The sequence below is a fragment of the Streptomyces sp. NPDC060209 genome, from assembly GCF_042728155.1.
Classification (GTDB): domain Bacteria; phylum Actinomycetota; class Actinomycetes; order Streptomycetales; family Streptomycetaceae; genus Streptomyces.
Map to the genome: position 1 here is coordinate 1 of NZ_JBHWZS010000223.1, position 14,209 is coordinate 14,209.

Annotated in this window: 12 protein-coding genes; 6 read left to right on the forward strand and 6 right to left on the reverse strand. The window is 71.6% G+C overall.

Annotated features, from left to right (window positions below):
* Nucleotides 1-124: 124 nt before the first annotated feature.
* Nucleotides 125-490, reverse strand: coding sequence for a PH domain-containing protein (locus tag ACFWFI_RS31305; RefSeq protein WP_104787217.1), 366 nt, complete (start codon nucleotides 488-490; stop codon nucleotides 125-127).
* A 126-nt stretch (nucleotides 491-616) separates the two neighbouring features.
* On the opposite strand from ACFWFI_RS31305, the gene ACFWFI_RS31310 reads away from it, so the two are divergent.
* A complete protein-coding gene (locus ACFWFI_RS31310; protein ID WP_387396699.1) occupies nucleotides 617-1,501 on the forward strand; it encodes a transglycosylase family protein in 885 nt (294 codons plus the stop codon).
* Here the strand turns inward: ACFWFI_RS31310 and ACFWFI_RS31315 are convergent.
* Together ACFWFI_RS31315 and ACFWFI_RS31320 are read right to left on the reverse strand one after the other, a co-directional pair.
* Entirely contained in the window at nucleotides 1,477-1,641 is a 165-nt protein-coding gene (locus tag ACFWFI_RS31315; protein ID WP_387396701.1) for a hypothetical protein, read from the reverse strand. The genes ACFWFI_RS31310 and ACFWFI_RS31315 overlap by 25 nt on opposite strands.
* Nucleotides 1,642-1,870: 229 nt before the next feature.
* The gene (locus tag ACFWFI_RS31320) at nucleotides 1,871-2,089 is read right to left on the reverse strand and encodes a hypothetical protein (protein WP_387396703.1); all 219 of its coding nucleotides are present in this window, start codon (nucleotides 2,087-2,089) and stop codon (nucleotides 1,871-1,873) included.
* Between the two features lie 175 nt (nucleotides 2,090-2,264).
* On the opposite strand from ACFWFI_RS31320, the gene ACFWFI_RS31325 reads away from it, so the two are divergent.
* Nucleotides 2,265-3,026 carry an HAD family hydrolase gene (locus ACFWFI_RS31325; protein WP_387396705.1) on the forward strand — a complete coding sequence of 254 codons (762 nt, stop codon included), beginning with the start codon at nucleotides 2,265-2,267 and terminating at the stop codon, nucleotides 3,024-3,026.
* On the forward strand, nucleotides 3,026-5,461 hold the full coding sequence (locus ACFWFI_RS31330) for a glycoside hydrolase family 65 protein (RefSeq protein WP_387396706.1): 2,436 nt from the start codon (nucleotides 3,026-3,028) through the stop codon (nucleotides 5,459-5,461). Before ACFWFI_RS31325 ends, ACFWFI_RS31330 begins: the two co-directional genes overlap by 1 nt.
* Before the next feature lie 23 nt (nucleotides 5,462-5,484).
* On the opposite strand, the gene ACFWFI_RS31335 is transcribed toward ACFWFI_RS31330, so the two are convergent.
* Together ACFWFI_RS31335 and ACFWFI_RS31340 are read right to left on the reverse strand one after the other, a co-directional pair.
* Nucleotides 5,485-6,180 (reverse strand): class E sortase, encoded by a 696-nt coding sequence (locus tag ACFWFI_RS31335; protein ID WP_387396708.1) that lies wholly within the window; start codon nucleotides 6,178-6,180, stop codon nucleotides 5,485-5,487.
* Between the two features lie 80 nt (nucleotides 6,181-6,260).
* Nucleotides 6,261-7,925: an ABC-F family ATP-binding cassette domain-containing protein gene (locus ACFWFI_RS31340; protein WP_387396711.1), complete on the reverse strand. Its 1,665-nt coding sequence runs from the start codon at nucleotides 7,923-7,925 to the stop codon at nucleotides 6,261-6,263.
* 449 nt (nucleotides 7,926-8,374) lie between these two features.
* Between ACFWFI_RS31340 and ACFWFI_RS31345 the strand changes: the two genes are divergently transcribed.
* Both ACFWFI_RS31345 and ACFWFI_RS31350 read left to right on the forward strand, forming a co-directional pair.
* Nucleotides 8,375-9,736, forward strand: a complete 1,362-nt coding sequence (locus ACFWFI_RS31345) for an SGNH/GDSL hydrolase family protein (RefSeq protein ID WP_387396714.1) — start codon at nucleotides 8,375-8,377, stop codon at nucleotides 9,734-9,736.
* A gap of 255 nt (nucleotides 9,737-9,991) precedes the next feature.
* Nucleotides 9,992-11,563 (forward strand): SMI1/KNR4 family protein, encoded by a 1,572-nt coding sequence (locus tag ACFWFI_RS31350; protein ID WP_387396716.1) that lies wholly within the window; start codon nucleotides 9,992-9,994, stop codon nucleotides 11,561-11,563.
* Between the two features lie 72 nt (nucleotides 11,564-11,635).
* Here the strand turns inward: ACFWFI_RS31350 and ACFWFI_RS31355 are convergent, their stop codons facing one another.
* Nucleotides 11,636-12,754 carry an NADH:flavin oxidoreductase gene (locus ACFWFI_RS31355; RefSeq protein WP_387396719.1) on the reverse strand — a complete coding sequence of 373 codons (1,119 nt, stop codon included), beginning with the start codon at nucleotides 12,752-12,754 and terminating at the stop codon, nucleotides 11,636-11,638.
* A 272-nt stretch (nucleotides 12,755-13,026) separates the two neighbouring features.
* Between ACFWFI_RS31355 and ACFWFI_RS31360 the strand changes: the two genes are divergently transcribed.
* The gene (locus tag ACFWFI_RS31360; protein WP_387396722.1) at nucleotides 13,027-13,983 is read left to right on the forward strand and encodes an SMP-30/gluconolactonase/LRE family protein; all 957 of its coding nucleotides are present in this window, start codon (nucleotides 13,027-13,029) and stop codon (nucleotides 13,981-13,983) included.
* Nucleotides 13,984-14,209 lie beyond the last annotated feature (226 nt).

The following is a 14,209-nucleotide window of genomic DNA, read 5'->3' on the forward strand; positions in this document are numbered from 1 at the left end:
CCCCAACCCCCCGCGATCCGGCACGAGATGCCACCACATCGGCACAAGAACCGAAAGCGACCCCCGTTCGTATCCGGCCGGCCGGCCTGATCCGAACGAAAGGCCCTGGCTGGTCCCACGGCGCCTACCGCGCGACGTACTGCGTGAGGACGGCCTGCACCTCGTAGATGTCGACGCCCTTGGTGAACGTCTTCTGGATCGGGGTGGCGGAGCCGGAGACCCAGATCTTTAGCTCGGCGTCCAGATCGAAGGTCCCCGCCGTCTCCACCGCGAAGTGCGTGATGCTCCGGTACGGAACGGAGTGGTACTCCACCTTCTTGCCAGTGATCCCCTGTTTGTCGATGAGGACGAGCCTGCGGTCGGTGAAGAGGATCGTGTCGCGGATCAGCAGATACGCGGCGTGCACCTGCTCGCCCTGCCCGAGAAGCCGTGCGTAGTCACGCTGCGCGGCAGCCGGATCGACGGTGTGCGCGTTACCGAACAGTGCCATGGGAGGCCCTCCACCCGAGTGAATGTGCGGACGTTGAACGCGTCAAAGTCCAGATAAAAGAATATCGGCGGCTTATCTGTTCGTGCCCTTGCACACCATCCGGAGCACAGCGGAGGAAATACCGTCATGCCGGCATCACCCCTCGCCAAGCGGCCCGTCGAATCGGTGCTCGCCCTTCTGCTCGTCCTCCTGAGCGTGCTCGGCCTCGCCGGCCGCAGTGCCGCGGACGCCCCGGCCCAGGCATCCGCCAAGGCCCCCGCCCAGGCGGTACCGGCCCAGGCAGCCCCCGCCCGGGCCGTCATCGCGCCGACCGTCACGGCGGGAAGGACGGGCACGGACTGGGACCGCGTCGCCGAGTGCGAGAGCAACGGCCGCTGGAACATCAACACCGGTAACGGCTACCACGGCGGACTGCAGTTCGCCCCCTCCACCTGGCGGGCCTACGGCGGCGGGAAGTACGCACCCCGTGCCGACCTCGCCACCCGGTCCGAGCAGATCGCCGTCGGTGAACGCGTCGCCCGCTCGCAGGGAATGGGTGCCTGGCCGACGTGTGGACGCCTCGGCGCGAACGGTACGTCGAGCTCCTCGTCCGGCTCGTCCTCCTCGTCCTCCTCGTCCGACGGAGCGGACCGGAGTGACACGGCGCAGACGGCTCCTGAGCGGCAGTCGACCGGCAGTTCGAACAGTGGCTCGTCCGGCAGCTCGGCATCCGGCAACTCGTCGTCCCACAGCTCGTCGTCCGGCAGTTCCTCGTCCGGCAACTCGGCGGGCAGCACGAACGACGCCGGGGACGACAGCTCCGCAGGCAACGACAGCGGCGTGGCGCACCACTCCGAGGACCTCGTCGACGAGGAGACGTACGTCGTCGAGTCGGGCGACTGCCTTTCGTCGATCGCCGAGCGCGCGGACGTGTCAGGCGGCTGGCAGGCGCTGTACGAGGTGAACCGTGAAGTCCTGGACCAGGGGCCGCACCTCATCTTCCCCGGTCAGCGCCTCAGCCTGAACGCCTGAACCGTGACGACCACGGTGATCGAGCGACCCGGCAGTGCGGGATCGTCCTCAGCGCCGTAGTCCAGGAGTGCGGCATCTCCCGGGTGACCGGCCGCGAAAACGACGACGTAGTCACGGCGGTCCTTCATGAGCTCGCGCAATGCCCCCGCGGCTTCCCTGGCGAATCCGGAGGCCCCCCTCGGGAATGAGGGTGCGGGCCTCGACGAACAACACCCCGACCACAGAGTGCAGGAGCCGGACGTGAAGGCTATTCGGTGCCGGCGGAACGGTGGCCTCCCGGCGGCGGGAGGAGTCCAGGAAGGACACCCGGTCGTCGACCCCGCGTTCGACCGCGGCCGGACCGGCCATGGTGTCGAGCCCGGACGCTCCTCACCGGCTGACGGAGCCCACGCCACGGGCGGCGTCGGACACCTCCCCGGACTCGGCCTCGTAGCTGCGGCACTCGGGGTTGTGGCACGGCCCGGGGCCCCAGTGGGGGACGAAGATGCCGAGGGTCTTGTGCCGCGCCAGCACGATCGCGACGGGTTGCTTGCAGGCCGGACACACGCGCTCCGCCTGCCTGTCGGTCTGACGCTCGGTTCTGGCCATGCTTTTACGGTAGTACCGAAGGGGACATCAAGAAACTTTTCCGACTTTTTGCCAGGGCTTGTTCCGGATCCTGTCCCGAGCGCCGGACCCCGCTCCGGAAGCCACGAGGGGCGGCCCGGGCCGGAACCTGGTGCCATGGAACAGGGGAACGCGTCGACGAAGGGACCACCCGGTCATGGCACGCGCACCGTCACCGGCCGCAGTCCTGCTCTCCGTGCACGCCGTCGTCTTCGACACGGACGGTGTGATCACCGACTCCGCTCCGGCGCACGCCGCGGCCTGGAAACATGCGTTCGACGCCTGCCTGGCCTCCTACGAGGACCAGCCGCCCTTCGACGAGGCGGAGGACTACCGGCGCCACGTCGACGGCAAGTCGCGCAGGGACGGTGCCGCCGCCTTCCTCGCGTCCAGGGGCCTCGGCATCCCCGAGGGAAGCCCCGACGACCCCCCGGGCACCGGGACGGTGTGGGCCGTCGCCGCCCGCAAGGACGAGGCGTTCACCCGGAACCTGCGTACCCACCCCATCGCGGTCTGGCCGGGAACGGTCCGTCTCCTGCACGTGCTGCACGACGCGCGCGTACCGCTCGCGGCCGCGTCCGCGTCCCGGCACGCGACCGAGCTGCTGGCCGGTGCCGGTCTCCTGGACCTGTTCACGGCGGTGGTCGACGGCAACGAGGCGCGGCGCCTGGAGCTGCCCGGAAAGCCGGACCCTGCCCTGTTCACCGAGGCGGCGCGGCGCCTGGGGGTCCCGGTCGGGGAGACCGCCGTCGTGGAGGACGCGCTGGCCGGAGTGGAAGCGGGCCGGCGGGGCGGCTTCGGGCTGGTCGTCGGGGTGGACCGGTCGGACAGCCCCGAGGGAGCCGGCGACCTTCGCCGTCACGGCGCGGACCTCGTGGTGGCCGATCCGGGGGACCTGCTGATCACCGGGGAGGACTGATGGCGCGCGGCTGGACCTGGGCGTACGAGGGGTACGAGCCGGAGAAGGAGCGCCTGCGCGAGGCGCTGTGCACCCTCGGCAACGGCTACTTCGCCACCCGGGGAGCCGCGCCTGAGACACCCGCGGGCGGGACGCACTACCCGGGTACGTATGTGGCCGGCTGCTACAACCGGCTGACCTCTTCCGTGCAGGGACGCCAGGTCGAGAACGAGGACATGGTCAACCTTCCGGACTGGCTGCCGCTGCGCTACCGCATCCATCCCGCCGGGGCCGGCGCCGGCCCCGGTCCGTGGCTGACCCCCGACCACGCCTACCTCGTGGACCACCGGCAGTCGCTCGACCTGCGCGGCGGGACACTGACCCGCCGCTCGGTGTACGAGGACGAGGCGGGCCGCAGGCTGACGGTGGAACAGGAGCGTCTCGTGCACATGGGTGACCCCCATCTCGCGGCGCTGCACACGGTGTTCACCGCCGAGGGATGGTCGGGCGACCTGGAGGTGGAGGCCGGGATCGACGGTGACGTCCGCAACAGCGGTGTCGCGCGCTACCGGGAACTGGCCGACCGCCATCTCACCGGCTGGGAGACCGGCACGGAGCCGGGCTCCATGGTGTGGCTGCGCTGCCGCACGGTGGAATCGGACATCGGCATCGCCCTGGCCGCCCGCACCGTGGCCTCCTGCGGCCCGGAACGGAACGGCGACCACCGGGCCGAACCCCGGCAGGAGCCACGCGCGGTCCACCAGACGCTGCTGCTCCCGCTGGCCCCGGACTCCGATGCCGTCGTCGAGAAGACGGTCGGCCTCTACACCTCCCGGGACCCCGCGATCGGCAGTCCGCTGCGGGCCGCGGTGTCCGCGGTGGGTGCGGCTCCGGTATACGCCCGGCTGCGGACCTCGCACCGCCGGGCCTGGGCGGATCTGTGGCAGCAGGTGAAGCTGGAGGTGCCGGGCGAGCCCGGACGCATCCTGCGGCTGCACCTCTTCCACGTGCTCCAGACCCTCTCCCCGCACACCGCGGAACTCGATGTCGGGGTTCCGGCCAGAGGGCTGCACGGCGAGGCCTATCGCGGGCATGTCTTCTGGGACGAGCTCTTCGTCCTGCCCTTTCTGAACATGCATCTCCCCGAGATCTCCAGGGGGTTGCTCGACTACCGCCACCGGCGGCTCCCCGCGGCCTGCGCCGCGGCGCGTGCGGCGGGCAGGGCGGGGGCGATGTACCCGTGGCAGAGCGCCGACGAGGGGCGCGAGGAGACGCAGGAGGTCCATCTCAATCCACGGTCGGGTCGCTGGCTGCCCGACCGTTCACGGTTGCAGCACCATGTCGGCTCGGCGGTGGCGTACAACGTGTGGCAGTACTGCCAGGCCACCGGCGACACGGAGTACCTCTACTCCAAGGGTGCCGAGATGCTGATGCAGATCGCCCGCTTCTGGGCGGACAGTGCCGAGTGGGACGACGCCCTCGGGCGTTACCGCATCCGAGGAGTCGTCGGGCCCGACGAGTACCACGACGCCTACCCGGATTCCGATGCCGCGGGGCTCGACGACAACACGTACACGAACGTGACGGCGGCCTGGGTGCTGGCACGGGCCGGCGAGCTCTGCCGTGATCTGCCCGCGAGCCGGTGCCGGCAGCTCCTCGACCTGATCCGGATGGACCCGGCGGAGATGGACCGCTGGGACGACATCTCCCGCCGGCTGTACGTGCCCCACCACCAGGGCGTCATCAGCCAGTTCGCCGGCTACGGAGACCTGGAGGAGCTGGACTGGGAGGGGTACCGGGAGCGGTACGGGGACATCCGGCGCCTCGACCGGATCCTTGAGGCGGAGGGCGACACGGTCAACCGCTACCAGGCGTCCAAGCAGGCCGATGTGCTGATGCTCGGCTACCTCTTCTCACCCAAGGAACTCGCCGCGCTGTTCCGGCGGCTCGGCCACGGGCTCGACGACGAGGTCTGGAGGGCCACCGTCGACTACTACGTGAGGCGGACGAGCCACGGCTCCACCCTCAGTTCCCTCGTCCACGCCTGGGTGCTGGCGAGGGTCCACCGCGACGACGCCTGGGCGTACTGCGAGGAGGCGCTGATCGGCGACGTGGCCGACATCCAGGGCGGTACGACGGAGGAGGGCATCCACCTGGGGGCGATGGCGGGCACCCTCGACTTCGTGCAGCGTGGGATGACGGGACTGGAGACGCGCGACGACGCCCTGTGGCTCGCTCCGGCCACGCTGCCGCAGCTCTCCAAGTTCCGGATGCGTCTGCGCTTCCGACGGCACTGGGACGTGGACCTCCGCCTCCGCGCCGAGCGACTGCGGATCGCCGTGCCGGACTCGGAACGGCCGGGCGTACGGGTCAGGCTGGACGGCAGCGCCTACGTCGTCGATCCGGGTACGGCACGGTGGCTGGAGCTGCCGACCGACATGCCCGGAGGTTCGTGAACGTCCCTTCCCGGACAGCCGGTTCATGTGGGCCGGGAGGACACCAGCACGCCGATCTTGTCGATGCGGTGCTCCGGATTGTGGTGGGCGTCGCGCCAGAAGTTCCCGGCCGCGTCGTCCTCCGGAGTGGCGCAGGTGGAGAGAGTGATCATCGCCCGGGTCGGCCTCTCACCCGGCTCCCCCGGCACCTCGGCCCGCTGTTCGGCGAGCGAGCGCTCGGACCGGAAGGACGTCTGCCGGGTCTCGGTGATCCGGTACTCGTACACCGTGCCGCCCTCCGTCACGAAGACCTTGTCGCCCTTGTCCAGTGACGGCAGGTCGCGGAGCGGGCCTCCGGCGGAGAGCCGGTGGGCCGTAACGAGGTAGTTCCCGATCTCGCCCGGCCCCACGCCGCCGTTCTCGCCGTACGGGCTGGCGGCCACACCGCGGTCCTGGACCCGGGTCCCCGGCCCGTCGTCCGTCGTCCCCTCGTACGGGACCACGCGCAGGTCCGTCAGGCCGATCGACGGAATGGTGAGCTCGGCGGTCTCCGTACGCGGGTCGGTCCGGTCGGACGGAGGCCCGGCGGAGGGGCCCGCGTAGGCCGATGCGGCTGCCGGGGCGACCGGGGGAGGCCCGGTGGTGGCGGCCACCGCGGCCGTACCGCCGGCCGCCAGCAGGACGACCCCCGCGCCCGCGAGGGCCCGGGGAACGACTCGGAGTCCATGGGGACGGCGCATGGCGGGGATCCGGATCACTAGCCGGTGGTACCGGGGGCGGGCCCTGGAGCGCGGCCCGCACCCTTCCAGTACACCACCGGTCACCCGATCGCGTCGGGTGCGCCGAGCAGCTCGCGGACCTCCTCGGCACTCAGCTCCGTGAGCTCCTCCCCCACGAGCAGCCAGCGGGTGATCCCGACCGACTCGAGGAACGCCAGGTCGTGGCCGGCGATCATCAGCGCGCCCTCGTAGGACTCGAGCGCGCTCGTCAGCTGCCGCACGCTGGCCAGGTCCAGATTGTTGGTCGGCTCGTCCAGCATCAGCAGCTGCGGGGCCGGTGTGGCGAGCATCGTCGCGGCGAGGGCGGCGCGGAAGCGTTCGCCGCCGGAGAGTGTGCCCGCCGGCTGCTCGGCGCGTGCTCCCTTGAACAGGAAGCGGGCGAGCTGGGAGCGGATCTCGTTGTCGGTGGTCCCGGGCGCCATGCGGGCCACGTTCGCGGCGACGCTCAGCTCGTCGTCGAGCACGTCGAGCCGCTGTGGCAGGAAACGCAGCGGCACGTGGGTCCTGGCCTCGCCGCACGCAGGCGCGAGCTCTCCGGTGAGGGTGCGAAGCAACGTGGTCTTGCCCGCTCCGTTACGGCCGATGAGCGCGATGCGTTCGGGGCCCTGGACATGCAGTGCGCCGTCGCGCAGGGTGCCGAAGCGAGGGTGGAGCCCTTGCACGCTCAGGACCGTACGGCCCGCCGGGACGGCGGTGTGAGGGAGCCGCACCCGGATCTCGGCGTCGTCACGGATCGCCTCCGAAGCCGTGTCGAGCCGCTCCCTCGCCTCCTGGAGCCGGTCCTCGTGCAGGCCGCGGAGCTTGCCGGCCGCCTCCTGGGAGGACCTCTTGTGCGCGCCCGCGACGATCCTCGGCGCACGCCGCTGGGCATCCATCTTCTTGTTGTGCCGCTGGCGGCGGGCCACCTTGATCTGGGCCTCCTCCAGCTCGCGCTTCTGACGGCGTACGTCGGACTCGGCGGCCCGCACCATGCGTCCGGCCGCTTCCTGCTGGGTGGCCAGCGCCTCCTCGTAGGCCGACCAGCCGCCGCCGTACCAACTCACCGAACCGGCGCGCAGGTCGGCGATGCGGTCCACCCGTTCCAGCAGGTCGAGGTCGTGGCTGACCACGACGAGCACGCCGGAGCGCCAGGACTCGACGGCTTCGTAAAGCCGGCGGCGCGCGAAAACGTCGAGGTTGTTCGTCGGCTCGTCGAGCAGCAGGACGTCGGGGCGCTCCAGCAGCAGCGCCGCGAGCCGCAGCAGCACGGTCTCACCGCCGGACAGCTGTCCCACGGTGCGGTCGAGACCGATGTCGCCGAGGCCGAGCGATCCCAGGGTCGCCAGGGCCCGCTCCTCGACGTCCCAGTCGTCGCCGACCGTCTCGAAGTGCTCCTCGGCGACGTCGCCGGCCTCGATGGCGCGCAGCGCCGTACGCCGCTCGGTGATGCCGAGGGCGTCCTCGACGCGGAGGTCCGTGTCGAGGGTGAGGTTCTGCGGGAGGTGGGCGAGGTGCCCGCCGACGGTCACCGAGCCCGCGGAGGGCTTCAGCCGACCGGCCAGCAGCCGCAGCAGGGTGGACTTGCCCGATCCGTTGGTCCCGACGAGCCCGGTGCGGCCCCGGCCGATGCTGAGGGACAGCCCGTCGAAGACCTCCGTGCCGTCCGGCCACCGGAAGGACAGGGCGGAGCAGCTGAGGGAGGCGGCGGGCGTGATGGGGTGGGACATGTGGTCCTCGCAGTCGCAAGCTTGTGAACAGGGGCTTCGTGTGCGAGCACCACGCGGCGACCGGCCGGGAGAGGGAGAGGTGCGGTCCTCCGGACATACGGGGGACGGCTCATGCACCGAGGTCGCATCCACGCGGTGGGTCACGGGGCGGCAGGAAAGCCGACAGGGCGTGACGGGCTACGGCAGGGGCCGTACCGCGCGATGATCGCGGACCTCAGATGCGCAACGTCCACCTCTATCGGAGACAACAGGACTCAAAAACTGTACACCGGGACCGGTCCGGGCGGCCATGAGTTTTGGCGGGGGTGACTTGTGCCGGGACGGGAGGCCGTCTTGACGCGGGGCTGCCGGCGTCCATACCGTCTGCTCGCCCGATCGCAAGACGGGGCGAAACTTTCGGACCCGCGATGCGTGACAAACCGTCCCTCCGGCCCAGGAGCCACACCCCTATGAGACCGCATTCCGCGAAACTCCCGGCGACCTCAGGGCCCGCCCGCCCCGTCGGCTTACGGGTACGACGGGCCGCCCGCCATTGGGCGTCCGCGCTGGCCGGGGCCCTGCTCCTGGCGGCCGCGGCGGCTCCGGCCGCCTCCGCCGGGCCCGCGCCCGACCATGGCGCCGACCCTCTTGCCTGGACCGGGACATGGGCCACCACACCCACGGCGACCCCTGCCTCGGACACCACGGCGTTCCGGAACGAGACGATCCGCCAGACCGTCCACACCAGCATCGGCGGCGACCGGATCCGCATCCGGCTGTCGAACGAATTCGGCAGCGTGCCCCTGGTCATCGGCGAGGCCCGGGTCGCCCGTCCGGCCGCCGGGGGGCCCTCCTCCCGGATCGACCCGCGTACCGACCGGCCGCTCACCTTCGGCGGCCGCACCTCCGTGACCGTCCCCGCGGGCGCCCCGCTCCTCAGCGACCCTGTCTCCCTGAAGGTGCCCGCCGGGGCGGATCTCGTGGTGAGCATCCACCTGCCGGAGCCCACCCCGGGCTCGACGCTCCACGCGTTCGCCCTGCAGCACAACTACGTGGCCGCGGGGAACGTCACCGGCCGTCCCGACATCGAGCCGACCGCGACGATCGACCGCTGGTACTTCCTGACCGGCGTGAGCGTGAGCACCGACCGGTCCTCCTCGGCCGTCGTCACGTTCGGCGACTCCATCACCGACGGCTCCGACACGGACGTCGGCGCCAACCACCGCTGGCCGGACCTCCTCGCCGGGCGGCTGCGCGCCTCCGCCGGGCCGAACGCCGTGGGCGTGCTCAACGAGGGCATCAGCGGGAACCGCCTCCTGCACGACCCCAACCCGCCCGCCGGATCGGACGCGGAGAACTTCGCGGCGTACTTCGGCCAGAGCGCCCTGCGCCGCTTCGACCGCGACGTCGCCTCCCAGCCCGGGGCGGAACACCTCATCGTGCTCCTCGGTGTGAACGACCTCGGCCACCCCGGCACCGTCGCCCCGGAGTCGGAACGGGTCACGGCTGCCGACCTCGTCGAGGCACACCGCCAGATCATCGCCCGCGCCCACGACCGGGGTCTCAAGGCGTACGGCGGGACGATCCTGCCGTTCAAGGACGACACCCTGGGCTTCTACACCCCGGAGAACGAGGCGGCCCGCCAGGCCCTCAACCACTGGATCCGCACCGGAGGGGAGTACGACGCGGTGATCGACTTCGACAAGGCACTGCGCGACCCGTCCGATCCGCAGCGCCTGCTCGCCCGCTACGACAGCGGCGACCACCTCCACCCCAACGACACCGGGGCCGAGGCGATGGCCCGGGCCGTCCCTCTGCGCCTCCTGCGCTGAGGCTTCACTCGACCTCGGCCCGACGAGCGAAGCCCTGGCACGCCGGGCCGAGGCGCTCAGCCGCTGACGTCGTGGCCGCCCGGGCCCGCCCCCGCCGAAGCGGCCTCCGGGCCCAACACCACAGCGGTGCGGCTGAGTCGGCGCGAGATCCCGGTCGGATCGGGGCAGCGGGTCCACCAGGACGCCCTGTCGGTGAGGGCTGGCATGATCGCCGGAACCGGCGAGGGCAGTCGGTGGACGACAGGGGAGCGGAGCATGGTGGAGCAGGCGGTACGACCGGTCGTCGAGGCGATCGCGGCGAAGGCGCCCGGCGGCTGGACCCAGGCGGTGCTGCACTGCCGGAGCGACCGGGGCAGCACCTCGCTGAGCGGCGGCTACCTCTGCGGGGACGGCCCCTGGAGCAACGGGCTCCCACGGCTCTGGACCGAACTCGAAGCTCTGACAGGGGCGTTGCGCCAGGACCGCGGCTGGGAGGCCCTCAGCATCGAGATCCGGACCCAGCCGTCGGGGGAGTACCGGCTCGTCGTGTTCGAGGACGCCGTCCACCGGGTGAGCGGGACGGGCAAGGGTTTCCGCGTGGTTCTGGACCCCGCCCACCGCATCTCCCGGCCCGGGATGCGGCAGGAGCCCGGCACCGCCGGACCGGCGGGCGACCCGGAGCTGGCCGTGGCCCGGTTCCGCACCTACATGGAGCGGCGCGCCGCCATCCTGGGACGCCCCGAGAAGCTGCCCCCGCCCGCCACCCCGGCCGCGGTCGACGAGGCCGAACGCCGTCTCGGCCACCGCCTGCCCGCCGACCTGCGGGCGCTGTACATGCTCGCCGACGGCGACTGCGCCGACCTCGAACCCCGCTACCTGTTCCAGGGCAACACATGGCTCTCGCTGGAACACCTCGTCACGGCGAGCACCGGCTACGGAGCCGCCGAGCAGCCCTGGTCCGGCTGGGGTCTGGAGTGGGACGCCGTGATCTTCGACGCCGACCCCGCCGAGACGGTACGCCGCTGCGGAGGGCACCCCGGCTGGCTGCGCTTCGCCTCCGGTGAGGACGGCAACTACCTGGCCGTCGACACGGCCCCCGCCCGCGACGGCCGGCCGGGCCAGATCATCCGCACCGGCCGTGACTACGCCAGGGGGCCCGCCTACGTCGCCGACTCGGTCACCTCGCTCCTGGGCCACCACCTGGAGCTCCTCGACCAGGGCGCGTACGAGAAGGAGGACGACTACGTCTGGCTGCGCGGACCCGGCCGCGCCCGGGCGCGCCGGGAGATCATCGGCGGCATTCCCGACGAGGTCCCGGACGCCCTCCAGGCCATCCACATCAACGACGCCACCGGCCCCGTCGACCTCACCCCGCTCACCGCGGCCCACAGCCTGCGCCGCATCCACCTCAACCGCTCCACCACGGCGGACCTGACGCCGGCAGGCGAACTGCCGGTCGAATCACTGCGCGTCACCCTCGACGGCGGTGGTCTGTCCCCCCTCGCAGGCCACCCCCACCTCGCGTCCCTCGACCTCGCCACGACCGCCCCGGCCGATCTCACCCCGCTGCGCACCGTCCCCCGTCTGCACGGTCTCGACCTCTCGGAGGCCGAAGCCGCCGACCTGGCCGTCCTGTCCGAGCTCGACGGGCTCCGCTATCTCTCGCTCACCCGACGCCAGTGGGACACGCTGCTGAACGAGGGCGGCGCGCCGCCGGCCCTGGCCGCTGCCTGCATGACCGACACCGACTCCACCCTCGACGAGGCCCTGGCCTGGTCAGCCCGCCTCGGCCTCGACACCGGGGGCGCCTTCCGCCTCACCGGCTCCGTGGAGACCGACGGCGGGTGACGTGAGGGGAGCCGACGGCGGGTGACGTGAACATCCGCGGCCGGGTCTCCGCTTCCACGGGCAGGAGCCCGGTCAGCGCAGGGACTTGAGCATCTCCGCACCGAACGGCGTGATGTCCTCCGTACGCCCGCGCAGGGTCTTCGCGGCCCACTCGGGGTCGGCGATCAGCGCACGGCCGACGGCGACCATGTCGAACTCGTCGCGCTCCATCCGGTCCAGCAGTTGGCCGATGCCGGTGACCGAGGAGCTGTTGCCCTGGAAGGCGCCGAAGAAGTCACCGTCCAGGCCGACCGACCCGACGGTGATTGTCGGCCTGCCGCTGATCTTCTTCACCCACCCGGCGAGGTTCAGGTCGGAGTCGTCGAACTCCGGCAGCCAGTAGCGGCGGGTGGACGCGTGGAAGACATCGACGCCGGCCTCGGCCAGCGGTGTGAGGAGGGCGTCCAGCTCCTCGGGCGTCCGGGCGAGCTTCGCCTCGTAGGCGTCCATCTTCCACTGGGACATGCGGAAGAAGAGGGGGAAGGAGTCGGACACGGCCGCGCGGCAGGCCGCCACGATCTCCGCCGCGAAACGGGTGCGCGCGACGATGCCGCCGCCGTAGGCGTCGGTGCGGCGGTTGCTGCCCTCCCAGAGGAACTGGTCGATCAGGTAGCCGTGTGCCCCGTGCAGTTCCACCCCGTCGAAGCCGAGGCGCTCCGCGGCGGCGGCCGCGTCCGCGAACGCGGCGATGACGTCGTCGAGGTCCTTCTGCGTCATCGCGCGGCCCTTGGGCTCGCCGGACAGGGACACACCCGAGGGGCCGACCGGCTCCGCCTCCGCCACGGGCGGGGCGCCCTCGGCGCGCGTGACACCCACGTGCCACAGCTGCGGAATGATCGCTCCGCCCTCCCGGTGCACGGAATCCACGACCCCCGACCAGCCCGCGAACGCGTCCTCGCCGTGGAACAGCGGGATCCGGCCGCTGGTGCCCGCGGAGGCGTGGTCGACGTAGGTGCCCTCGGTGATGATCAGGCCCACGCCTCCCGCGGCCCGGCGGGCGTAGTAGTCCGCCACGTCCTGGCCCGGAACGCCGTCCGGAGAGAACTGCCGGGTCATGGGCGCCATGGCGATCCGGTTGCGGGAGGTCAGTCCGCGGACCGCGAACGGGCGCGAGAGGGCGTCTGCTGCACGGCGGGCATTCTCGTCTGTCACTGCGAGTCCTGTTCATCGGGTGGGGGCAGGGCCATCCGTCGACAACATCCGGATGCCGCCCGGGCATCCCGGCGCCGGTCCGATGTGGTCAAGGTCTCCGCGACATCGTCGGGCCGGGCGGCACAGGTCGGGCCGGGCGGCACAGGGACGAGGCAGACCGCTCGAAGAGCGCCTCCGGCCCACGCGGTATCCCCTTGATCTCGCCTTGCGCCGTCCAGCAATCTTCGGCTGACGCCGAAAGCGTTCGGTGTCCGGCGAAGGGATGGATGTCCATGACCAGCGAGCACCCCGGGCTGTACGAGAGCTTCGACGACCGGTTCCGCGCGGGGCGGTGCATGAACGGCGACGACGCTCTGGAGGTCCTGTACACCGGCTGCCGCTGGGCGGAGGGCCCCGTGTACGTGCCCGCCTGGCGACAGCTGATCTGGAGCGACATCCCGAACGACCGGCTGATGCGCTGGGACGAGGAGACCGGTGCGGTGAGCGTCTTCCGCCGCACGGCGGGCCACACGAACGGCAACACCCTGGACCGCGAGGGCCGCCTCATCACCTGCGAGCAGGGCAACCGGCGGGTGACGCGGACCGAACACGACGGCACGGTGACGGTGCTGGCCGACCGCTGGCAGGGCAGGCGTCTGAACAGTCCGAACGACGCGACGGTGAAGTCCGACGGCTCGATCTGGTTCTCCGACCCGGACTTCGGCATCACCAGCGACTACGAGGGCTACCGCGCGGAGAGCGAGATCGGCTCCAACAACGTCTACCGCGTCGATCCGTCCACCGGCGAAGTGCGCCTGGTCGCCGACTGTTTCGGCGCGCCGAACGGACTGGTCTTCTCGGCGGACGAGCGGCGGCTGTTCGTCTCCGACACCCGGGCGGGCTTCGTCCGGGTCTTCGACGTACGGGATGACGGCACACTGTCGGACGGCGAGATCTTCGCGGAGGCCGGGGCCCGCGGGGCGGCCCGCTTCGACAACCTCCGCTTCGACGACGGCGGCCGGCTCTGGGTCGCGGCCATGGACGACGGAGTGCACTGCTACGACCCGGACGGCACGCTGATCGGACGGCTCGCGGTCCCGGAGGCGGTGGCCAACATCTCCTGGGGTGGTGCGAAGCGCAACCGCCTCTTCATCACCGCGGAGACCAGCCTCTACTCGGTCGTCATGGGCGTCACAGGAACCCACCCGACGGGTCCGGGCCGCAGGCCCTGGCTGGACACGACACGGTGAATCAGGCCTGACGCAGGCGGAGTTCACGTCCTCTGCGTGTCTCCGCGAGGGTGTGGCGAGGCCCCACGGGAATCGTGCACCTCATGCGAAGCGCGCATTGCCGTGTGTGACGCCGGATTGACGCGCGGTCAACAGTGTGGCGCGGCCATGACACCTGCCCGGGATTCCTTGCTCCGTCCGAACACACCGCGCCATCGTCGGGGTGCGGCGTACGAACCCCGTACGC

What these genes read in the sequence shown, in the direction of transcription:
- ACFWFI_RS31305 (WP_104787217.1), bottom strand. Translation starts at nt 490, where the DNA reads ATGGCACTGTTCGGTAACGCGCACACCGTCGATCCGGCTGCCGCGCAG.
- ACFWFI_RS31310 (WP_387396699.1), top strand. Translation starts at nt 617, where the DNA reads ATGCCGGCATCACCCCTCGCCAAGCGGCCCGTCGAATCGGTGCTCGCC.
- ACFWFI_RS31320 (WP_387396703.1), bottom strand. Translation starts at nt 2,089, where the DNA reads ATGGCCAGAACCGAGCGTCAGACCGACAGGCAGGCGGAGCGCGTGTGT.
- ACFWFI_RS31325 (WP_387396705.1), top strand. Translation starts at nt 2,265, where the DNA reads ATGGCACGCGCACCGTCACCGGCCGCAGTCCTGCTCTCCGTGCACGCC.
- ACFWFI_RS31330 (WP_387396706.1), top strand. Translation starts at nt 3,026, where the DNA reads ATGGCGCGCGGCTGGACCTGGGCGTACGAGGGGTACGAGCCGGAGAAG.
- ACFWFI_RS31335 (WP_387396708.1), bottom strand. Translation starts at nt 6,180, where the DNA reads ATGCGCCGTCCCCATGGACTCCGAGTCGTTCCCCGGGCCCTCGCGGGC.
- ACFWFI_RS31340 (WP_387396711.1), bottom strand. Translation starts at nt 7,925, where the DNA reads ATGTCCCACCCCATCACGCCCGCCGCCTCCCTCAGCTGCTCCGCCCTG.
- ACFWFI_RS31345 (WP_387396714.1), top strand. Translation starts at nt 8,375, where the DNA reads ATGAGACCGCATTCCGCGAAACTCCCGGCGACCTCAGGGCCCGCCCGC.
- ACFWFI_RS31350 (WP_387396716.1), top strand. Translation starts at nt 9,992, where the DNA reads ATGGTGGAGCAGGCGGTACGACCGGTCGTCGAGGCGATCGCGGCGAAG.
- ACFWFI_RS31360 (WP_387396722.1), top strand. Translation starts at nt 13,027, where the DNA reads ATGACCAGCGAGCACCCCGGGCTGTACGAGAGCTTCGACGACCGGTTC.